Annotated in this window: 20 protein-coding genes; 9 read left to right on the plus strand and 11 right to left on the minus strand. The window is 71.7% G+C overall.

Annotation, left to right across the window (positions count from 1 at the left end):
* Positions 1–112: 112 nt before the first annotated feature.
* A complete protein-coding gene (locus tag AB0H84_RS52905; RefSeq protein ID WP_357622251.1) occupies positions 113–709 on the minus strand; it encodes a nucleotidyltransferase in 597 nt (198 codons plus the stop codon).
* Between the two features lie 70 nt (positions 710–779).
* On the opposite strand from AB0H84_RS52905, the gene AB0H84_RS52910 reads away from it, so the two are divergent.
* A complete protein-coding gene (locus AB0H84_RS52910) occupies positions 780–1,265 on the plus strand; it encodes a DUF1360 domain-containing protein (protein ID WP_357622254.1) in 486 nt (161 codons plus the stop codon).
* A gap of 37 nt (positions 1,266–1,302) precedes the next feature.
* Here the strand turns inward: AB0H84_RS52910 and AB0H84_RS52915 are convergent, their stop codons facing one another.
* Positions 1,303–2,256: a TIGR03557 family F420-dependent LLM class oxidoreductase gene (locus AB0H84_RS52915; RefSeq protein ID WP_357622257.1), complete on the minus strand. Its 954-nt coding sequence runs from the start codon at positions 2,254–2,256 to the stop codon at positions 1,303–1,305.
* Positions 2,257–2,326: 70 nt separating this feature from the next.
* Here AB0H84_RS52915 and AB0H84_RS52920 point away from each other — a divergent pair, with 70 nt between their 5' ends.
* Entirely contained in the window at positions 2,327–2,476 is a 150-nt protein-coding gene (locus AB0H84_RS52920; protein ID WP_165959640.1) for a GPGG-motif small membrane protein, read from the plus strand.
* Between the two features lie 30 nt (positions 2,477–2,506).
* A complete protein-coding gene (locus AB0H84_RS52925) occupies positions 2,507–4,288 on the plus strand; it encodes a SpoIIE family protein phosphatase (RefSeq protein ID WP_357622259.1) in 1,782 nt (593 codons plus the stop codon).
* Here AB0H84_RS52925 and AB0H84_RS52930 read toward each other — a convergent pair.
* From AB0H84_RS52930 to AB0H84_RS52940, 3 genes are read right to left on the minus strand one after another with little or no spacing between them, the layout of a single operon-like run.
* On the minus strand, positions 4,285–5,025 hold the full coding sequence (locus tag AB0H84_RS52930) for a metallophosphoesterase (RefSeq protein WP_357622262.1): 741 nt from the start codon (positions 5,023–5,025) through the stop codon (positions 4,285–4,287). The genes AB0H84_RS52925 and AB0H84_RS52930 overlap by 4 nt on opposite strands.
* The gene (locus tag AB0H84_RS52935) at positions 5,009–5,257 is read right to left on the minus strand and encodes a BON domain-containing protein (RefSeq protein WP_357622265.1); all 249 of its coding nucleotides are present in this window, start codon (positions 5,255–5,257) and stop codon (positions 5,009–5,011) included. Before AB0H84_RS52935 ends, AB0H84_RS52930 begins: the two co-directional genes overlap by 17 nt.
* 45 nt (positions 5,258–5,302) lie before the next feature.
* Positions 5,303–6,295 carry a DNA topoisomerase IB gene (locus tag AB0H84_RS52940; protein WP_357622268.1) on the minus strand — a complete coding sequence of 331 codons (993 nt, stop codon included), beginning with the start codon at positions 6,293–6,295 and terminating at the stop codon, positions 5,303–5,305.
* Between the two features lie 114 nt (positions 6,296–6,409).
* Between AB0H84_RS52940 and AB0H84_RS52945 the strand changes: the two genes are divergently transcribed.
* The 3 genes from AB0H84_RS52945 (at position 6,410) to AB0H84_RS52955 (ending at position 9,590) form a co-directional block, all read left to right on the plus strand.
* Positions 6,410–6,616, plus strand: coding sequence for a hypothetical protein (locus AB0H84_RS52945; RefSeq protein WP_357622270.1), 207 nt, complete (start codon positions 6,410–6,412; stop codon positions 6,614–6,616).
* A 7-nt stretch (positions 6,617–6,623) separates the two neighbouring features.
* Entirely contained in the window at positions 6,624–7,631 is a 1,008-nt protein-coding gene (locus AB0H84_RS52950; protein ID WP_357622273.1) for an SDR family oxidoreductase, read from the plus strand.
* Positions 7,632–7,763: 132 nt separating this feature from the next.
* On the plus strand, positions 7,764–9,590 hold the full coding sequence (locus tag AB0H84_RS52955) for a transketolase (protein ID WP_357622276.1): 1,827 nt from the start codon (positions 7,764–7,766) through the stop codon (positions 9,588–9,590).
* Positions 9,591–9,677: 87 nt separating this feature from the next.
* On the opposite strand, the gene AB0H84_RS52960 is transcribed toward AB0H84_RS52955, so the two are convergent.
* Positions 9,678–10,061, minus strand: a complete 384-nt coding sequence (locus AB0H84_RS52960) for a ChaB family protein (protein WP_357622278.1) — start codon at positions 10,059–10,061, stop codon at positions 9,678–9,680.
* 13 nt (positions 10,062–10,074) lie between these two features.
* On the minus strand, positions 10,075–10,356 hold the full coding sequence (locus tag AB0H84_RS52965) for a hypothetical protein (RefSeq protein ID WP_357622280.1): 282 nt from the start codon (positions 10,354–10,356) through the stop codon (positions 10,075–10,077).
* A 38-nt stretch (positions 10,357–10,394) separates the two neighbouring features.
* Here AB0H84_RS52965 and AB0H84_RS52970 point away from each other — a divergent pair, with 38 nt between their 5' ends.
* Both AB0H84_RS52970 and AB0H84_RS52975 read left to right on the plus strand, forming a co-directional pair.
* Positions 10,395–10,904 carry a shikimate kinase gene (locus AB0H84_RS52970; RefSeq protein WP_357622283.1) on the plus strand — a complete coding sequence of 170 codons (510 nt, stop codon included), beginning with the start codon at positions 10,395–10,397 and terminating at the stop codon, positions 10,902–10,904.
* A 124-nt stretch (positions 10,905–11,028) separates the two neighbouring features.
* On the plus strand, positions 11,029–14,643 hold the full coding sequence (locus AB0H84_RS52975) for a serine/threonine-protein kinase (protein ID WP_357622298.1): 3,615 nt from the start codon (positions 11,029–11,031) through the stop codon (positions 14,641–14,643).
* 45 nt (positions 14,644–14,688) lie between these two features.
* Here the strand turns inward: AB0H84_RS52975 and AB0H84_RS52980 are convergent, their stop codons facing one another.
* Together AB0H84_RS52980 and AB0H84_RS52985 are read right to left on the minus strand one after the other, a co-directional pair.
* Entirely contained in the window at positions 14,689–15,330 is a 642-nt protein-coding gene (locus AB0H84_RS52980) for a response regulator transcription factor (RefSeq protein ID WP_357622286.1), read from the minus strand.
* Positions 15,327–16,685: a histidine kinase gene (locus AB0H84_RS52985; protein ID WP_357622288.1), complete on the minus strand. Its 1,359-nt coding sequence runs from the start codon at positions 16,683–16,685 to the stop codon at positions 15,327–15,329. Before AB0H84_RS52985 ends, AB0H84_RS52980 begins: the two co-directional genes overlap by 4 nt.
* A 211-nt stretch (positions 16,686–16,896) precedes the next feature.
* Between AB0H84_RS52985 and AB0H84_RS52990 the strand changes: the two genes are divergently transcribed.
* Positions 16,897–17,304, plus strand: a complete 408-nt coding sequence (locus AB0H84_RS52990) for a DUF6326 family protein (RefSeq protein ID WP_357622291.1) — start codon at positions 16,897–16,899, stop codon at positions 17,302–17,304.
* Here the strand turns inward: AB0H84_RS52990 and AB0H84_RS52995 are convergent.
* Both AB0H84_RS52995 and AB0H84_RS53000 read right to left on the minus strand, forming a co-directional pair.
* A complete protein-coding gene (locus tag AB0H84_RS52995) occupies positions 17,301–19,172 on the minus strand; it encodes a protein kinase (protein ID WP_357622294.1) in 1,872 nt (623 codons plus the stop codon). The genes AB0H84_RS52990 and AB0H84_RS52995 overlap by 4 nt on opposite strands.
* Positions 19,173–19,410: 238 nt before the next feature.
* On the minus strand, positions 19,411–21,059 hold a 1,649-nt coding region (locus tag AB0H84_RS53000), incomplete at its 5' end, for a PEP-utilizing enzyme (protein ID WP_357622296.1).

The following is a 21,059-nucleotide window of genomic DNA, read 5'->3' on the forward strand; positions in this document are numbered from 1 at the left end:
CCCCTCCACCTTTTTCTCTCTCCCGCCCTCCTGACTTTTTCTGCGGGCCGCCCCCCCTCCCTCGGCGCTGTCGGCGCGGGCCCCCCCCCGGCCCCCCCCGGCCACCGGGGTCTCACGGCCACTTGGGGTCGCCCACCGGCTCGATCGGCCCCTCCAGCACGTCCAGCCGTTCCAGGAGCGTGAGGAACGTCATCGCGTACGGCGAGTCCTGGAGCACGGCCGCCACGCGCGGCCAGTCGACCTGCTCGCGCAGCGCTCGCACCTGGGCCAGCAGCGCCCCGTAGTCGCAGGCGTGCTCCGACAGCGGCAGCAGCCAGGTGATCACCAGATCGGTGGCCTCCAGTACGGGCACGATCACCGCTGAGGCCTTGAGCGGCTCGGCACGGTCGAGCAACTCGTCGGTGATCGCCAGGTCGGACACCCGGAAGATCAGATCCACCAGGCGCCCCTCGTCGTACGCCTTGACGAGCCAGTCCTCCGGCGGCTTGGCCGTCTGGAAACCCAGCTCGCGCAGCGCTTCAAGCGCGGCCGGCACGTCATGCTCCGTGAGCACGAAGTCCACGTCGTGCAACGACGGCGCGGCGCCCCGCGCGTACGCGGCGCACCCACCGGCCAGCGCGAACTTCACTCCGGCATCCTTGAGACCGGAACTGGCACGCTTGAGCGTGTCGAGAATGGCATCGGTAACCGCGTGGCCGTGGCTAGTCATGTTTTCGGGCTACCCAAACGATCGTCAACTAGACGTTGGACGAGGGGCGGTGAGGGTAGCGCGAGGACTTATGACCGAAATCCTCGAGAAGACCGAACAGGACTATGGGGGCAAGCACCATCGCCCGCTCCGCGGCTACGCCGGCATCCTCGGGGCGTACGGCGGCACGGTGGCGGTCGCCGCGGCCGCGACGATGCTGGCCGGACGGCGGGTGCCCGATCACGTCGGCGTGATGGACCTCCTGCTCATGGCGGCGTGCACGCACAAGGTGTCGCGGCGGCTGTCGAAGGACCCCGTCACCAGCCCGCTCCGCGCGCCGTTCACCCGGTACGAGGGGGAGGGCGGGCCCGCCGAGGTGAACGAGGAGCCGCGGGGCGCGGTGGGCGAGCTGCTGGCCTGCCCGTTCTGCCTGGCCCAGTGGGTGGCCACCGCGTACGCCGCCGGCCTCGTGCTCTCTCCCAAGGTGACCCGGCTCGTCGGCGCGACGATGACCGCGGTGGCGCTCTCGGACTGGCTGCAGCTCGCCTACGCCAAGCTCATGAAGTCCGCGGAGTGACAGACCCCCCTCTGACGGGCCCCTCTGACGGGCCCCGCTAACGGACCCGCGGCAGGACCTCGCGCTCGTAGAACTCGAAGAACGCGTCCTGCTCGTGCCCGATCTGGCTGACGTAGACCTCGTCGAAACCGGCGTCCACGTACTGCCTGATGGCCTGCGCGTGGACGTCGGGGTCGGGGCCGACCGGGCTGCCGTTCACGGCCTCCTCCTCGGTCACCGACTCCGCGAGCTGCTCGAAGTGCCGCGGCAGCGGCAGCAGCTGCGAGGCCTCGCCCTTGATCCCCTGCGTGGGCCACAGGCGGTGCACGGTCTTGCGGGCGGCCGACTCGTCGCTGGCGTAGCAGACCTTGAGCCCGCCGAGCGACGGCTTGCCCTCGCCGCCCGCCGAGCGGAACGCCCGCACGGCGTCGGCGTCCGGCGCGGTCGAGATGTACCCGTCAGCGATGCGCCCGGCGACCTCGATGGACTTCTCCCCGAACCCCGACATGTAGATGGGCGCGGGCTCGTCGGGCAGCGTGTAGAGCCGGGCGTTGTCGACGCTGTAGTGGCGGCCCCTGTGCGTGACCAGCTTGCCGGTGAACAGCTCGCGGATCAGCCCGACGGCCTCCTCCAGCATCTCCAGCCGCTCGCTCGCCGGGGGCCAGCGCGAGTCCAGGATGTGCTCGTTGAGCGCCTCCCCGGTGCCCACGCCGAGCCGGAACCGGCCGCCGGTCAGCGCCGCCGTGGTGGCCGTGGCCTGGGCGATGATCGCGGGGTGGGTGCGTACGAGCGGGCACGTGACGGCCGTGGTGATCGGCAGGGACGTGGCCTCCGCCACGGCGCCGATGACGGTCCAGACGAACGGGGCCTGCCCCTGCTCGTCGAGCCACGGGTGGAAGTGATCGGAGATCCACAGCGCCTCGAAGCCGGCGCGCTCGGCGGCCTTGGCCTGCCTCACCAGCTCTTGCGGACCATGTTCTTCGCAGGACAGGAAATAGCCGAAGGTCGTCATGTGAATTCCCTGCCCTTTGGGTCGGGGAAAAACATGTTATGTAACTCTTCCTGAGGGCAGCAGCAGTGCCATGGCTACTTTGCTCTGGATCATCGCGGTAATACTCGTCATCTCCGGGATCTACGTGATCCTGGCCCGGCGCGACCTCCTGTGGGGCATCGTGCTGATCGTCCTCGGATTCCTCGTCGGCCCTGGTGGGGTGAGTATCTTCAATGTGTAAGCTCCGCGCTCCCCAGGGCATGGGGAGCGTGTGAGCAAATATCCGCCGTTCAGCCGCTTCGAAACTGGCGCGGCCTCGGCGAGAGTACGTGAACAGCTCGCGCGGCTGCGGCATCGCATGCGTAACGAGGCCATACTCGACGAGGCGACCGCCCGGCTCGCGACGCAGCTGAACATCCGCCCCGGTGAGGCCGCCGCACAGCTCGCCCGTATGGCGCAGCACAGCGGGCTCGACCTCATCGAGGTCGCCAAGGGCATCGAGCGCCCGCAGGAGGAGGAGACACTCGCGCTCGCCGTGCCCGCCTCGGTACGCGGGATGCTGGAAGCCGTCCACGCCTCGGCCCTCTACCTCACGCCCATCAAAGACTCTCTGGGCCGCGTGGTGGACTTCCGCATCCTGGCGGCCAATCGCCACGCCATGACCGTGCCGGGACGGTCCGCCGGTGAGCTGGCCGGACGCCGGCTCATGGCGGCCACCCCGGGAGTGGCCAGCTGCGGGCTGCTCGACGACTACATCGCCGTCTACGAGACCGGCGAGTCGGTGCTCCGGGAGCCCCTGGAGTACGTGGAGGTGGTGGACTTCCTGCTCTGGCCGGCCACGCTGAGCGTGCGCGCCTCGCGCGTCAACGACGGGCTGCTGGTGACCTGGCGCGCCCTCGACGACGAGGAGCTCCTGGTCTCCGGCTGGGAACGCGCTCAGCGCCTGGCCGAGCTGGGCTGGGGCGAGTGGAACCTGGCCACGGAGCGCACGCTCTGGACGCCCCAGATGTACGAGATGTTCGGCCGCGACCGCGCCGACGGCCCGATGTCGCTGGAGGAGCTGCCGGGCGCCGTCGTGCCCGAGGACCTGCCGGTCATCGAGGACATGATGCACTGCCTGCTGGAGTTCAGGGAGGCCGTCGAGACCGGCTTCCGGATCCAGCACCGGCACGGGGTGCGCCATCTCAGCGTGTACGGCGAGCCGATCCTCGACGCCGACGGCCTGCCGGTGAAGGTGCGCTGCCTGGCACAGGACGTGACCAAGAACCGCCGCAAGGAGCGGGCCCTGGCGGTGGCGCACGAGCAGGCCCACTGGCAGCGCCAGCGGGCCGAGGAGGAGCACCGGGTCACCGTCCAGCTGCAGAACACGATCATGCCGATCCGCCGCGGGCGCATCCACCTGCCCCGGCTGACCGTCGGCGTGCGCTACCTGCCGGGCGAGGAGCTCGCCCGGCTCGGCGGCGACTGGTTCAAGGCCCGCCTGCTGCCCGACGGCCGCGTGCTCCTCGCGATCGGCGACGCCATGGGACACGGGCTGACCGCGGCGAGCATCATGCTCCAGATGCGCTCCGGCCTCGGCGGGCTGGCCTACACGGGGGCCGACGCGGGCCGGCTCACCACCTGGCTGAACGACCTCATCGTGCACTCCAGCGAGGGCGTCACCGTGACCGGCACCGCGATCATCGGCCACTTCGACCCTGACGCGCGCACCTATGCCTGGACCAACGCGGGGCACCCCCCGCCCGTGCTGATCAGGAGCGACCACGCCGCGCTGATCCAGGGGGCCGCGGGGACGATGCTGGGGGCGTTCGACGCGACCGAGTACGGCCTGACCACCACCAGGCTCGAGCCCGGCGACGTGCTGCTGCTCTACACCGACGGGATCGTCGAGCGGCGGGAGCAGGACCTGGAGACCGGCCTGGCGGCCCTGATCCAGGCCGCTCACCACTGCGCCGGGGAGGACCCCGAGGAGATCATCGGATGCCTGCTCAAGCGGCTGGGCGGGGAGAACGCCGAGGACGACATATGCCTGCTGGCGGCGAAGGTCCTCTAGAAGCCGCTCTCGCAGTCGAGGCAGTAGACCGCGTACGCCCGCCCGAGCACCGGCAGCGCGACATTACGCACCCTGATGCCGCCCGGCGTCATGCCCTTCTCACTGCCCTTGTGGGCGTGCCCGTGCAGGATCAGGTCGGCGCCCGCCGTGTCGACCGCCTCCGCCAGCAGGTAGCTGCCGAGGAACGGGTAGATCTCGTGCGGCTCGCCTTCCAGCGTCTCCTTGATGGGGGAATAGTGCGACAGCACCACGCGCTTCTCGGCCACGATCTCCTTCAGCGCGACCTTCCACGACTCGGCGATGTAGCGGGTGTGGGCGACGAAGTTCTTGATCTCGCGCTCGCCGAACTCGCTGGCGCACTTGCCCGCGAACCCTCCGCCGAATCCTTTTCCGCCGACCACGCCCAGCTTCCTGTCGCCGCACTGGATGACGGCGCCGTCATCGTCCAGCACCACGACGCCGGCGTCGCGTAGCTCGGCGGCGATCTCGTACTGCAGGTCGGAGTGGTAGTCGTGGTTGCCGAGCACCGCGACCACGGGGATCGGCAGGCCGCGCAGCTCGTCGGCGACGACGCGCCCCTCTTCGAGCGTGCCGTGCCTGGTCAGGTCTCCCGCCACCATCAACACGTCCGCGCGTTCCTCGATGCCGCCCATCTTCTTGCGGAACTGTCCTCTGTCGTCCTCCCCCAGGTGGATGTCTCCGACGGCTGCTATGCGCAGGTCAGTCAAGACGCTCATCCTCCCCCGGTTCAGTGGCCTCCACGACCTTGATCTCATTGTGCAGATGGAGCTCGGGCGCGGCTTCGTGCGCCACCTGGGCGAGCCGCTCGCGCTGTCCCGTGCCGCTCACCTGGCCGCGCAGGAACAGTTGATCACCTCGTATGTCGACGCGGATTCCGAGCTCGTGCGTGCGTCCGTCCTCGGCCAGCGCCTGCTGGACGCGGGCCGCGACGTACTGCGGAGCTTCCATCACTCGCCTCCTTCTTCTGTCGCCGCATGCCCGTGGACAAACAGCTCAAACGGCACGGATGAGGTCGATGACCGCCCGCTCCACCGTGCCTGCCGTGGCCAGCTGCCCGAAGTCGGCGTCCGCGCCGAGCTCGGTCAGCACGGCCGCGATGGTCCTGTCCTGGTCGTACGCCTCGACCACGCGGGGATCGACGTAGGAGGCCCTCGCCACGGTGGGGGTGTTGCCGAGGTATTCGGAGACCTCCCGCATGACCCGGGCGACCGCCCGCTTCTTCTGGCCGGCCGGCTTGGACACCGCCAGGCCCACGGCGGCCAGGACGGTGGCGTGCCAGGTGCGGAAGTCCTTGGCGGTCACCTCGTACCCGATGGTGTCCTTCAGGTAGTCGTTGATGTCCTCGCTCCTGATGTCGGCCCAGCCGCCCGCGTGCCGGTAGCGCAGCAGCTCTCCCTCGGCGCCGAGCGCCTTGAGCGCCCTGAGCACCTTGCACGCCCCCGGGTCGGCCACCTCGACCTCCCGCAGGATGTCGCCCTTGGCCGGATATCTGCATGTGACGATGCCGTTGGCGCAGGTGACGTGCTCCATCTTGAGCGTGGCGAGGCCGTAGGTGTCGTAACTCTCGCCGCCGATGCGGAAGAAGCCGATGTCGAGCAGGCGGGCGGCGGCGGCCAGCACCCGCTCCCTCGTCAGGCCGCGTCCCTTGAGCTGGTCGTCCACGGCCTTCCTGAACGCCGGCAGCCGCTCGGCCACCTCGAGCACCCGGTCGAACTTGGCCTGGTCCTGCTGCTCGCGCCAGAGGTCGTGGTAGCGGTACTGCCTGCGCCCGGCCGCGTCCGTCCCCACGGCCTGCAGATGGCCGTGCGGTGACCGGCAGATCCACACGTCGGTCCAGGCCGGCGGGACGGCGAGCGCCTTGATCCGGTCCAGTGTGGCGCGGTCGCGCACCGGACGCCCGTCAGGACCCAGATAGCTGAAGCCGCGCCCGCGGCGCTTCCGCGCGATCCCCGGCTCACTCTGGTCACTGGGATGCAGCTCGGGCACGGATGGCCGCTACCCCCGACGTTAGGCGGCAAACAGGACGGGCAGGTGAGCCGCATGTCTGACTTGCCTGATAACGGAAAGTGGCACGAGGAAGGGGACGCGAAGGGTCATCCCATGGTGCCGGCCACACCGCGTGACGTGGTGCACATCAGGGTCGGCTCGTTCATGCTGGTGTTCCTTTTCGCGTTCGCGGTGCTCGGCCTCATCGCGCGCGCCCCCGTCATGACCGGGGTCGCGATCGTGCTGGGCATCGCCACAGTGGTCGACATCGTTCTGGCCGTACGGCGCCAGAAACTGCGTCAGAACGGAGAGGCGGGCTGATCTGGACATGGCACCACTTCAAGGGCGGGTCGTAGTGGTGACAGGCGCGAGCGGCGGGGTCGGACGCGCGGTCGTCCGCCTGCTGGGGCAGCGCGGAGCCAAGGTGGCGCTCATCGCCCGGGGCACGACCGGGCTGGGCGCCGCCGCCGTGGACGTGGGCGCGGAAGGAGGGACGGGGAAGGTATACGAGGCCGACATGGCGGACTACGACCAGGTGAGGCTGGCCGGGGAGCGCATCGAGGCCGAGATGGGACCCATCTCCGTCTGGATCAACACCGCCTTCTCCTCCGTCTTCGCCAAATTCAGTGACATCACCCCCGACGAGTACGCCCGCACCACCGCCGTGACGTACCTGGGCTATGTCTGGGGCACGAAGGTGGCCCTGGACCTCATGCGCCCGCGCGGCACGGGCGCGATCATCCAGACCGGCTCGGCGCTGTCCTACCGCGGCATCCCGCTGCAGTCGGCGTACTGCGGCGCGAAGCACGCGATCAAGGGCTTCACGGAGTCGCTCCGCACCGAGCTGCTGGCCGACGGCAGCGACATCCACGTCAGCCTGGTGCAGCTGCCCGCGGTCAACACGCCGCAGTTCGACTGGGTGCTGTCCAAGCTCCGCCGCCATCCCCAACCGGTGCCCCCGATCTACCAGCCGGAGGTGGCGGCCAGGGCCATCGTGTACGCGGCCGAGCACCCGGAGCGCAAGGAGTACTGGGTGGGCGCCAGCACGGCCGCCACCCTCCTGGCGCAGCGCGTGGCCCCGGCGCTGGTGGACCGGTACGTGGCCAGGACCGGCGCGCGCTCCCAGCAGACGGACGAGAAGCCGCCGAGCGGCGTGTCCAACCTCTGGGAGCCGGCGGACGAGACCGAGGACTACGGCGCCCACGGCTCGTTCGACAGGCGCTCCCATGCCCGCAGCCCCCAGCTCTGGCTGTCACAACATCGTGGCCCGGTCCTCCTGGCCCTGGCTGGAGGCGCCGCCGTCACTCTCGCCGCACTCCGCCGCCGTAGTCCATGATCTGGGCGCTCCCGGTTCGCCGGCACCGAGCGCCTTCATTCGCCGGCGAACGGGGGCAACCGATCCTGCCGTTGCGGGGTTAAGGGGGCTTGGTGGGGTAGGCGGCGGGAAACCGTTTCCGAGGAGGTCATGATGCCCGAGCGCGATCTTCAATACCTGTCCGAGTTGGCCGCGCAACTCCGCGTCGACTCCGTACGGGCGGCCGCCGAGGCCGGGTCCGGCCATCCGACCTCGTCCATGTCGGCGGCCGATCTGATGGCCGTGCTGTTCGCCTGCCACCTGCGCTACGACTTCGACCACCCGGACAATCCGGCCAACGATCACTTGATCTTCTCGAAGGGGCACGCGTCGCCCCTTCTTTATTCGCTCTACAAGGCGGCCGGAGCCATCGACGACCAGGAGCTGGTGACGTTCAGGAAGCGCTCCAGCCGGTTGGAAGGTCATCCCACGCCCCGCCTGCCCTGGGTGGACGTCGCGACGGGCTCGCTGGGGCAGGGCCTGGCGGTGGGTGTCGGGGTGGCCATGGCCGGGCGGCTGGAACGGTTGCCGTACCGGGTGTGGGTGCTCTGCGGGGACAGCGAGCTGGCCGAGGGGTCGATCTGGGAGGCGGCCGAGCACGCGGGCTGCGAGGGGCTGGCCAACCTGACCGTGATCGTGGACGTGAACCGGCTCGGGCAGCGGGGGCCCACCCGGCACGGGTGGGACACCGGGGCGTACGCGCGCAGGTTCGGGGCGTTCGGCTGGCACACGATCGAGATCGACGGGCACGATCCCGGGCAGATCGACTTCGCCCTGAGCGACGCCCGCAACACGCGCAGGCGGCCGACCGTGATCCTGGCCAAGACGCGCAAGGGCGAAGGGGTCCTGGAGGTCGAGAACCGCGAAGGGGCGCACGGCAAGCCGCTCAAGGACCCGGACAAGGCCATCGAGGAGCTGGGCGGTCCCAGGAACGTGCGGGTGGAGGTGCACAAGCCCGACGACGCCCCGGCGCCGTACCGGTTCGAGACCCGGCCGATGAGCCTGCCCACGTACGAGATGGGCGACAAGGTGGCCACGCGGACGGCGTTCGGGGAGGCGCTCGCGGCGCTCGGCGCGGCGCGGGAGGACGTCGTCGTGCTGGACGGCGAGGTGGCGGACTCGACCAAGACGGAGGCGTTCGGCAAGGAGTTCCCCGAGCGGTTCTTCGAGATGTACATCGCCGAGCAGGAGCTCGTGGCCGCCGCCGTGGGTCTGCAGGTGCGCGGGTGGCGGCCGTACGCGGCCACGTTCGCGGCCTTCCTGACCAGGGCGTACGACTTCATCAGGATGGCCGGCGTGAGCAGGGCCTCGATCCGGCTGGTCGGCTCGCACGCGGGTGTGTCGATCGGCGAGGACGGGCCCTCCCAGATGGGCCTCGAGGACCTGGCGATGATGCGGGCCGTCTATGGCAGCACCGTGCTGTATCCGTGCGACGCCAACCAGGCGGCGGCGCTGACCGTCGAGATGGCCGACCTCGAAGGCGTGTCCTACCTGCGCACGACACGCGGGAACACGCCGGTGATCTACCCGCCCGGCGAGCGCTTCCCCGTGGGCGGGTCACGGCCCCTGCGCCACTCGCACAACGACCGGGCCACGATCGTGGCCGCGGGCGTGACCGTGCACGAGGCGCTGGCGGCGGCCGACGAGCTGCGCGAGGCCGGGATCCCCGTGGGGGTGATCGACCTGTACTCGGTCAAGCCGGTCGACACGTCGGCGCTGGTCGAGGCGGCCACCACCACGGGCACCCTGATCACGGTGGAGGACCACCGGCTGGAGGGCGGCCTCGGCGACGCGGTGATGGACGCGGTGAGCGAGCTGGGACCGCGGGTGGTGAAGCTGGCCGTGACCGGCCTGCCCGGGTCCGCGACCCCCGAGGAGCAGCTCGCCCTCGCGCGCATCGACCGCCACGCGATCGTCGAGGCGGTCAAGCGGCTGCTGTGACTGTGACCTGTCAGGAGAGCTTCGGGGACATGGAAGAGGGCCGACGGCGTCCGCGCCATCGGCCCTCCGAGTGTGCGAGGCCCCCGGTCAGCGGGCCTTCGCCGTGGCCCTCCGGTTGGCCTTCTTGATGGCGTTCACCAGCTCCTGCTTGGTCATCTTCGACCGGCCGGGGACATCGAGCTGGGCAGCCACCTTCTGCAGGTGCTCCTTGCTGGCGTTGGCGTTGACGCCCTCGTCCGTCCGGCCTGACCGGTCGGTCGCGCCCTTGTCGGAGGGGCCCTTCTTCTCCTTCGGCTCCCAGTGGTCGCCGACCTTCTCGAACGAGTGCTTCAGCGCGGCGAACGCGGTCATGTGGGCGCGACGACCCTCGCCGTACTCCTTCACGGCGTTGTCGTGCGCCTTGATCCACGTGCTCTGGGCCTTCTTCGGCGAACGTTTGATGGTCGACGGCAGCTCTTCGACGGCTGGCATGTCGATTCACCTCCTACAGCGGCGGTTCGTTGTAGTGGCGGCGTTCCTCGTACACGGTGGTCCTGCGGGCTTCAGGCTCCTCGTAGACGTCGTGGCGGTGCACGGGCTCGTCGATCGCCCCGACCGCCCTACGGGTCACGCTGATCCTGTAGATGCCGAACAGGAGTCCCGCGAGACCGCCGAGCATGAGGATGACCCCCACGACGTTGATGTCGAGACCGGCGAGGTCGAACTCGACGGCCCAGGTGAGGATCGCACCGAGCATGATGAGGATGATGCTTCCGGCGATGGTCATCAGATTTACCTCCTTGACACGAAGGAACCTCTATCCACATGTCGAAAAACAAACCAGTCGTGGTGGTCGGGCTGATGGGCTCGGGCAAGTCGACAGCCGGCCGCCTGATCGCGGAGGCTCTGGGATTGCCGTTCAGTGACAGCGATCCGTGGCTCAAGGCGCGGTACGGCGGCACCGCCGCGCAGATCGCCGCCCGCGACGGCGCGGAGACTCTGCACCGGTACGAGGCCGACCACCTGCTGCACGAGCTGGCCGGGGAGCCCGCGGTCATCGCGGCGGCCGCCAGCACAGTCGAGGACCCGCGGGTGCGCGAGGCGATGAAGCAGGCTTTCGTGCTCTGGGTGGACGCCGACGACGAGGTGCTGGCCCAGCGGATGAAGTCGAGCGACCACCGCCCCGCCTTCGGCCCGGCCGCCATGCGGGCCCGCCGCGGACCGTACTTCCGCGAGGTGGCGGACCTGAGGTGCGACGTCGGCGCCATGCGCCCCGAGGAGGTGCGCGACGCGGCACTGCGGGAAATGGGCCTGCCGGTCCCCGGCTCCGGCTGAGTTTGGCATAATGATCATGACGCATGGGTCCCCCGAGGCGCGCGGGGGACCTGTGGCGTCCGGTGAACTGCGATGTTTCGGGGACAACCAAAGTGCGGCGTCGTGCATCTAAGCATCAGTGACGATGCGCTTGGTGCCCGGTGACCCCGAGAGGCTCGGCGGCTTCTGGCTGGCGGCCCGGCTCGGCGCGGGCGGTCGCGGCGTGGTCTACGACGCTTACGACGACGAGGGGCGGCGCTTCGCGGTCACGGTGCCGCGCGGCTCGCGGGAAGGCCAGATCGGGCGCCGGTTCGAGCGGGTGAGCTGCCCCTGTCTGGCCGAGGTGGTCGCCGTCGGCGCCGACGAGGGCGTGCCGTACGTGGTGAGCGAGTACGTGGACGGACCCGACCTGCGGCGGGCGGTGGAGCTGCACGGGCCCTACGCGGGCGACGAGCTGGTCGCGCTGGCCGGGGCGCTGGCGTCGGCGCTGGAGGCGCTGCACGAGGCGGGGCTGACGCATCGGGGGCTCAATCCGGAGAGCGTGCTGCTCGCCGCCGGCGGTCCCAAGGTGATCGAGCTGGGCGTGCCCGCCGGCGGGACGTACACGTACACGGCGCCCGAGGTCCTGACCGGGAAGGAGGCCGGGGCGGCGGCCGACGTGTTCGCGTGGGGGGCGGTGGTGGTGTTCGCGGCCACCGGGCGCGACCCGTTCAGCGGGGAGAGCCTGGGCGGGGTCATGCACCGGCTGCTGACCGCCGATCCGGACCTGGACGTGCTGCCCGAGCCGCTGCGCGAGCCGGTCGGGCGCGCCCTGGCCAAGGATCCCGCCGACCGGCCGGCGGCGCGGGAGCTGCGTGTCGGGGGTGCGGCGGAGGTGCGGCCGCCGGAGGGGCATGCGGGGCCGCCCTCGCTGGGCGAGGTGGCCGAGGCGGCCTACCAGGCGCTCACGCCGCGGCAGCAGGCGGAGGTGCCGGGGCTGCTGCTGCGTCTGTTCGACGGCGACACCCCGCACGACGAGGGCGACGTGCTCGGCCCGCTCATGGAGGCGGGCCTCCTGGTACGCCGCAGCGTACGCGTGCCGCCGACCGAGACCGCCGTGGGCAAGCTGGTGGCCGTCAGCGACAGCCGGGTGGCCCCCGCCAGCGCCGCGCTCTACCGGGCCTGGCCCCGGCTGCGCGACTGGGTCGCGGACGAGCGCGAGAGCCTGCAGGCCCACCGGCTGATCCGGGAGGCCGCCAGAAGCTGGTCCGAGCACCGGCGCGGCAGGAGCCGCCTGCTCCGCGGCGAGTCGCTCGACACCGCCCTCGCCTGGGCCGCGACCAAGCGCCGCCATCTCCGCCTCAACCAGCTCGAACGCGACTTCGTCAACGACAGCGTGGCCCTGTCCAAGCAGCGCAGGAAGCTCCTCGCGCCCGCGCTGGCGACGCTCGCCGCGGTGCTCGCCGTCGCGGTGACGCTGGCGGCGGTGTCCGTACACGGGCAGAACCAGCTGCGCGCGCAGCTCGTCGAGGCCAACGCGCGGGCCGTGGCCGCCAGGGCGGAGGCGCTGCGGTCGTCCGACCCGCGCACGGCGATGCGGCTGAGCGTGGCCGCCTGGAGGCTGTCACCGGTGTTCGAGGCGCGGGCCGCCCTGCAGGCCTCTCTCATGCAGCCGGAGTTGGGGACGTTCACCGACCCGGCCGCCGACGTGCGGGCACGTTACCTGCTGCGCGGGGACGAGCTGGTCAAGTGGGGCACGGGAGCGGTCACCGTCTGGGACGTGACCGGGGGGCGGCGGCTCGCGTCGTACCCGCTGCCCGCGGGGAGCATGCTGAGCGACGACGGGAAGTACGCGGTCGGGACCGACGGCAGGCCCTTCGAGGCGGCCACCGGCCGCCCGCCCGCCGCGACGGCCGCATATGCGATCACCCAGGGCAACCGGACCAGGGTCTACCGGGGCGGGCGACTGCTGTTCGACGTCACCGACCGCCAGGTGGCGCTCTCCCCGGACGGGAGCGAGGCGGCCTTCTCCGGCCTGACCGGGCGGGTCGAGCTGTGGGAGCTCGGCGGGCGGACCCGGACGGGCGCGGTCGAGGTCCAGCCGCTCACCGGCGCGGACGCGGCGGCGCCCGCCCTGGCGTTCAGCCCGGACGGCGCCACGCTGGCGGTGGCCGGGCGCGACGGGGTGACGCTCGTGACGGCGAGGCAGAAGGGGACCGCCCGCGGGGAGACGCTCGCCACCGACCGTCCCGGGCCGGCGGACACGGCGCCGCCGGGACGCGTGCCGACGGGCGCGGCGTCATCGAACCCACCGGCGTCACCGAACCCCTCGACGTCACCGAACCCCTCGACGTCACCGAACCCCTCGACGTCACCGAACCCCTCGACGTCACCGAACCCCTCAGCGTCACCGAGCCCATCGGCGTCACCGAGCTCATCGGCGTCACCGGGCCCATCGGCCTTCGCCGGGCGTGAGCCTGCCGTCACGCCGACACCCACCGGCCGCCCCCAGGTGCTGAACTCGGACAGGCAGGACGCCGGTTACGCGGGCCACGACAGCACCACGGCCCGCGTCCTGCGCGGCGTGGAGGTGGTCGGCACCGACGCCCTGGGCCGCACCTCCGCCGACCCGCCCGCCTTCAGCCCCGACGGCCGCCTGCTGGCCCTGCCGGGCGAAGGAGAGGTACGGGTCTGGAACGTGGCCGAGCGCCGCCTCGCGGGCATCTACCCGCTCCGCAACCCCGAGCGCGGCCTGGCCTTCTCCGGCGACGGGCGCTCGCTGCGCTACCTGAGCGGCACCGGATCCGTCGTCTCCCTCGACGTCTCGGGGCTGCCGATCCCCTCGGAGGACGGCCGCACCGCCGCCTTCTCCGGCAACGGGCGGGTCGCCGCCAAGGAGGTCGGCGACTCCATCGAGCTCACCGACGCCGTCGAGCGCAGGACGCTCGGGCGGATCGCCGCCGCCGGAGACCTGGCCTTCGACGCGGACGGCCGGCTGCTCGCCGTCGCGGGCGACCCGGTGACCGTGTGGGAGGTGACCGGCGGCAGGCAGGTGGCCGCCATCGACGTGGGCGGCGACGTGACCGCCGTCGCGCTCTCCCCCACCGGCGACACGCTGGCCACCGCGCGTGGCAAGACCCTGGAGACGTGGGACGTGCGCGCGGGGCGGCGTATCAAGGCGTATGAGGGCGCGGGCGACTTGGCGCTGGCCTTCAGTCCCGACGGCTCGACGCTGGCCGCTGGGGCCAAGCTCCTCGACCTGCGCACCGGCGAGGTGGCCCCGCTCGACCTCACCGGGTCCCGCGGGGCCGTCCAGGCTCTTGACGCCGATGACGCCGATGACGCCCCGGCCGCCCCGACCGCGCTCGCCTTCTCCCCCGACGGGCGGACGCTGGCGTTCGGGCTGGAGGGCGGCCGGGTGCTGCTCTGGGACGTACGCGACCAGGAGGCGCGGGGCACGATCGAGACAGGCACGGCGCCGGTGGACGAGCTCCGCTTCTCCCCCGACGGCGACCTGCTGGCCGTCGACGCCGCCCGTACCTCGCTCTGGGACATGGGCACGATGCGCGAGGTCGGCCAGGCGGGCTCGTGGGCCGCGATCCCGGCCTTCACGCAGGACGGCAAGCGGCTGCGCGGCGTGGCGCTCGACGGCACCGTACGCGAGAGCCCGGTCGATCCCGCGCTGGCGGCGGTGGAGGTGTGCGCCAAGGCAGGCGGGGCGCTGAGCCGGGCGGAGTGGACCCGGCTCATCCCGGAGAGCGGCTACCAGGACAGCTGCTGACGGCCGGCTTCAGCGTTCTGGGCAGGCAGTGCCCTTCCAGACCGGTCAGGGTGAGCCGGGGACGACGAATCCTGTCTCGTAGGCGGCGATCACGGCCTGGGTGCGGTCGCGGACGCCGAGCTTCATGAGGACCGCGGCCACGTGGGATTTGACGGTCTCGATGGTCACGGAGAGCTCACCGGCGATCTCGGAGTTGGACATGCCGCGCGCGAGGAGGCGAAGAACGTCCTGCTCCCGCTGGGAGAGCTCGGGGAGCGGCCGGCTGGACCGTGCGGCGAATCGTTCGATCAGCCTGCGCGTGGAGGCGGGGAAGAGCAGCGACTCACCGGACGCCACGACGCGCACGGCCTCGATGAGCTCCTTGGGCGGGATCCGCTTGAGCACGAACCCGCCGGCGCCGGCGCGCATGGCCTCGAAGACGTATTCGTCCACCTCGAACGTGGTGAGCACCAGGACTCGGGGGGCGCCGTCGCGGGCCGTGATGCGCCGGGTCGCCTCCAGGCCGTCCATGCCCGGCATGCGGATGTCCATCAGGATCAGGTCCGGCGGGTCCGATCCGCGCGCCAGTCCGACCGCAGCGTGGCCGTCGTCGGCCTCGGCGATGACCTCCCAGTCGTTCTCCGAGGAGAGGATCGCGCGCAGCCCCACCCGGACGAGGGGGTCGTCGTCGACGATGGCGATCCTCATCCGAACGCCCCGCGACGGATCGTGCATCCCAGGCACGCGCACCCCCGGCTCAGGGCACACCGGGTGGTCGTGCCCTCGGGAAGCCGGATGGACAGGGGGAGCACAGCGCGCACCGCGAATTCGTCCTCTTCCATGCTGCCCACGGTGGCCTCACCGCCCAGGAGTGTCGCCCGGTCCTTGATGGATGCCAGCCCGCGGCCGGTGCCCCTGCCCGGCGCCGGCCCGGTGCGGGGCAACGCGTTCGTGACGGATACGGCCACGGCCTCGCCCTCCCCGGCGATGTCGACGTTGACGGCACATCCCGGGGCGTGCTTGGCGGCGTTCGTCAGCGACTCCTGCACGATGCGGTAGACGCCCCGGCCGAGCGCGGCGGGCAGCTCGCCGGCCGCGATCCGCACCTCGATCTCCATGCCCGCTTCCCGGGCGTCGGCGATGAGGGTCAGCACGCTCTCGCCGTCGGGCGGTGGCGCGTATCCCCGCGCGCCGCCCCGGTCGATCGGATGGTCGCCTCGCAGGTCGGTGATGATGCGGTCGAGTTCGCCGAGGGCGGCGCGTCCGCGCTGCTCGATGATGCCGAGCGCGCGGCGGGCGAAGTCGGGGTCCTTGTCGAACACGTGCGTGCCGGCGCCCGCCTGCACGACGATCATGGACAGCATGTGGCCGATGCTGTCATGCAGCTCCTGATCGATGCGAACCTGCTCTTCCGCCTGGGCGGCACGGGCGAGCGCCGCCGCCATGATCTCGTCGCGGCCGGGGCCGAGCGCCCACACCGCGAGCCTCCCGTGCCAGGCGGCCAGGGCCCAGGTCGCCCTGCGGAGCGCGGGGAGCAGGACCAGACCGGCCGGGCACAGCAGCAGCCAGTGCTCGCCGGCGAAGTCGATCGGCACTCCGACGACCATCACGGCCAACGGCGCCAGCAGGAGCAGAACGGGAAGCGCCACGAGAAGGAGACCGAGCGGCCCGGTGACCGAGCGGACCAGGATCCAGGCCAGCACCCGCCAGCTGGGTCCGTCATGGAAGACCGCGAAGGCGCGGCGTACCGCGTTGACCACGCCCGACCACCGGGATGCCGCCGAGCGCCTGTACCGGACCGGCGCCGGCGCCGTCACCTCCTGGCCCAGGAGCGAGGCCAGCAGGAACCGCTCCCAGCGCCCGATCGGCCGCAGCAGGAGCTGAGCCCACAGCACGTTGGGAACGCTGATCAGCACCATCTGCCCGGCCAGTCCGGCCACGTACATCCCGCCGACGACCGTGAACCACAGGGCGCCGAAAACGGACCCGAGCAGGAGGTAGGTGGCCGGGTACGCCTGCCGCGGAGCGGCGCGACGGGAGGTCGGATCCTGGAGGAGAGCCACGCCTCGCATTGTCTCCCGGCGGCGACGACGGCGTCATCGTCCGGCCGCCCGATCGGCGATCCCTCCGGCGAGGGATCGGGCCGCTGCCGCTCCCCCGGAGGAGCGACGGACGGATCGCTCGCCCGCGAAGCCTGATTCGCTCCACGGCGGGTGCCCTTCGCCCCACCTCCACGCCTACCGTCGAGCAGAGCCGACGATCGCAGGAGGAATCATGGGGGCAAGGCTCTCGACGTTATGGATTTTCGCGCTCTGCAACTATCTGTACTGCGACATCGTGGGGTTGATGGACTCCGGATTGCTGAAGCAGTATCTGACCGGACACGTCGGGGGGCTGGACATCAGTTCGGGGTTCCTGCTGGGCTCGGCCGTCCTCATGGAGATCCCCATTGCCATGGTCGTCGTGTCCAGGCTGGCCAGGCAGCGCACCGGCCGGCTGCTCAACCTGGCCGCCGGAACGCTCATGACCGTCGTGCAGTCGGCGACCCTCGTGGTGGGGACCCCGACGACGTACTACGCGTTCTTCAGCGTGATCGAGATCGCCTGCACGTCGTACATCACCTGGTGCGCATGGAGATGGCGCGTCGCCGAGGAGCAGGCCGCCCCGTCGGGGGCGCGCTAGTCGCTCGGATACGTCCTGACGACCCTGCCCTTGAGGTCGGCGACCAGGTAGCCCGTGCGGTAGCCGTCGGACACGTAGACGAGCAGCACCTGGTGCGGGCTGGCGAACGCGTAGTCGGGGTCCGCGATCACGTACCGCAGGGTCGGCCTGGGGACGCCGAGGTCCTTCTCGGCCTTCTTGAGCAGCGCGGGGAGGGCGTCCCAGTTGTACTGGTCCAGGTCCACGACCGGCGTGTCCACCTTGCCGCCGATGCCGGAGCGGATGACCCGGCCGTCGCGGTAGTCGTACCTGTCGTAGATCGCCTTGTCCCGCTTGACCGGCGCCTCGATGGAGGCGTAGGTCGGGTACACCGTCAGCTTGACGACCTTGGTGTCGCCGATGGCGGGCTTGATCTTGGCGATCATGGCGCGCATTCCCGCCGGGGTGTGCAGGTTGCCCGGCGTGGCGCGCGTGGTGGCGCTCGGCGACTCGGGTTCCGTGGTCATCGCCGGGGTGAAGCCCGCCGAGGGGATGTCCTCGGCGACCTCCCTGGTCTGGGTGGGGAGCAGCCGCCATACGAGCACGCCGGTCACCGTGACGGCCACCGCCGCCGACACCACGATCGCCGCGGTACGGGCCACGGGTGCGCGGCGCCGCTGCCCGGTGCGCGCTCCCTCCTTGATCGGGGCCGCGCTCCAGGGGGACGGCTGCGGAGCCCCGGGCCGGTACCCGGGCGGCATGGTGGACCCGGGCACCGGCGGCACGGTGTGCCCGGCCATGGGCGGCGGTGTATGGCCGGCGCCCAGCGGCGCGGGTCCCAGCGGCGCGGGCCCCAGCGCGGCGGGCATCGAGGGCGACCCTGGAACGGAGGCCGGCCCTGGGACGGAGGCCGACCCCGAGATCGGCGACGCGGCCCCGGCCTGGAACGGAGCCGAGCCCGACGACGGAGCCGAGCCCGGCGACGGAGCCGGGAACGGGGAGGAACCCGCGCCCGACGACGGAGCCCAGACCGGGGAAGGACCTGCACCCGGATCGGCGGCCGGGAACGAGGAAGGGCCCGAGCCTGGGTCGGCGGCCGAGGCCAGCATGCGGTCTAGGGTCTCGACGTCGGGGCGGGCCGCCGGGTCGCGTCTGAGCAGGGCGCTCAGCACGGGGGCGAGCGCTCCGGCGTGCTCCGGCGGCGGCACGTCCTGGTTGAGCACGGCGGCGAGCGTGGCCAGCGCGGTGCTCCTGCGCAACGGGTGCCGGCCCTCCACCGCCACGTACAGCATCATGCCGAGCGACCAGAGGTCGGAGGCCGGGTCCCCCTCGATGCCGTTGATGCGCTCGGGCGCCATGTACTCGGGCGAGCCGATGAACGCCCCCGTGGCCGTCAGGCTCGTGGACTCGCGCACGGCCGCGATACCGAAGTCGGTGAGCACCGAGCGGCCGTCCTCGTGTAACAGGACGTTGGCGGGTTTGACGTCACGGTGCTGGATGCCGACGGCGTGCGCGGCCCGCAGCGCGGACAGGACCTCACGGCCGAGGCGCGCCACCTCGTGCGGCGGCATGGGACCGCGCTGGATGCGGTCCTGGAGCGAGCCACCCGAGACCAGCTCCATGACGATCCACGGGTAGCCCTGTTCGCCCGGGTCGACGATGTGGTGGATGGTGGCGACGTGCGGATGGTTCAGCCGGGCCAGAGCGCGGGCCTCCCGGAGCACCCTGGCGCGGAGTTCGCGGGCACCGGCCGGGTCGTGCTCGTCCATGGACGGGTCCGGAGGGCGTACCTCCTTGAGCGCGACCTCACGGTGCAGGGCCACGTCCCAGGCCCGCCACACCAGGCCCATGCCCCCGCCGCCGAGCCGCTCCATCAACTCGAAGCGGCCGTCGATCACCCGTCTGTCCATGCGAGCAGCGTAGGGCCGCCCCGTCCCCCGCGTCATCACGCTCCCAGGCCCGCCGTGACCTCAGGTGCCTCGTCGGTGGTCGCCGGAGCCTTGGGGCGGTGACGCCGGCCCCGGCGACCAGATCGGGGTCCACGTCGGCGACGCCGAGCAGGCGGTCGCGCACCTCTTCTGTGACGATCCGCCCCGCCACCGGCCGCCCCATGGCGCGCAGCATGCCCGCCGGTTCATCGGGGTCGTCTCAGGTCAGCACCTCGACCGTGCCCCGCTCCCCATCCACCCGCACGCGGTCGCCGTCATGCAGGCGCATGGTGGCGTTGCCGGTGCCGACCACGGCGGGGATGCCCAGCTCACGGGCCACGATCGAGGCGTGTGACAGTGGGGCGCCCATGTCGGTCACGACGGCGGCGGCGCGCGGGAACATCGGGGTCCAGCCCACGTTCGTCAACGTCGTGACGAGGATCTCGCCCGGCTGGAGCCGGTCGCCGTCCTCCGGACCGGCGATCACGCGTACGGTGGCCTCCACCACGCCGGGGGCGCCGGGGAAGCCGGTTACGGTGTCGCTCACCGGAGGCGTGTCGCCGCGGGCGTCGTACAGGTCGGCCCGGCGGTCGGGGTCGGCGGCCCAGCGCACCGGGTCGAACCGGCCGACGATCAGGGCCGGGTACGGCGGCAGCGCGGCGTACTGCTCGTAGGTCGCCCGCCGCACCGGCACCCGGTCCAGCCCGGCCGCGTCACCGCGCAGCAGGGCCAGCAGCTCGTCCAGGTGGAGGAAGAACACGTCGTCCCCCTGGCCGGTCAGCTCCCCCGCACGCACGGCGAACGCCCGCAGCACCCAGAACGCCCGTATGGTCTCCGAGCGCGTCGCCTCGCGGTCGCGCACGGCGTCGTTCCAGCGCCGCACCCGCTCGCGCATGGCGACCTCCTTGCCCGGGTAGCGTTCGGCGAAGCGCGCCCAAGCCGCGTCGCGCGCCTCCTCCTGCCGGGCGAGCAGCGCCTCCGCGCCCGCCGTCAGGTCACGCAGGCCGGCGAGCTGGGCGTCGATCCAGCCATGGTCCTCGCCGGGCCGCGGGATCGACACCTCGAACTCGTGGGGACCGCGATGCCCGTACGTGCGGGCGAACTCCTCCCTGGTGATCTCCCCGCGGGCCAGCCTGGTCAGGCCCATCACCGGGCCCAGGCTGGCCAGCTCGCCGCCGGAGTTCACGCCGGTGAGCATGGCCTCGGCATCGACCTCGCCCATCATCTTGCGGAGCCGGTCGCGGGTCCAGAGGAGAGTGGCGCCGCCCTGGCGGCCGGCGGCCTCCAGCATGCGGGAAGCGGTGATCAGGTGCGGCTCGATCTCGCGTTCGTACAGGTCGGCCAGCTCCGCGGCCGAGCCCGTGGCGGCGACGCGCGTACGTAGTTCCTCGCACCGCCCCCGGGAGGCGGCCAGGAACGCGCGCATGCCCTTCAGGTTCGTACGGGCCCGGCGACGGACGCGGATCGCCGTGGGCACGGCATGCTTGATGATCTCCCAGCGGAAGACCTTCACCTTCGGCACATCGAGACCGGGCGGGACCTTGCCGAAGACCATCTCGAGCGCGCCGAGCACGCTCTTCACGCCGAGGGCCGAGGCTACGGAGTACATGGGGCTGAGGTTCATGTAGAAGCGGCCGCCGATGTTGCCCACCATGTCGAAGCCGGGCATGGCGGAGGCGGACATGGCCTCGTGGATGAACAGGCGCACGAACGACCAGGTGATGGGGGTCATGACGTCGGGAATGGCCTCCCCGAAGTTGCCCGCGGTCCATAAGTAGTCGCCTTTGAGGCTGTCGTTCCACTCCTCGACCTGCGGCTTGAGACCCGTGATCGGGCGCGCCTGGACGATCGCGAACCCGCCGCCGCCCC

This window comes from Nonomuraea sp. NPDC050786, from assembly GCF_040654115.1.
In the GTDB taxonomy this organism is placed as follows: domain Bacteria; phylum Actinomycetota; class Actinomycetes; order Streptosporangiales; family Streptosporangiaceae; genus Nonomuraea.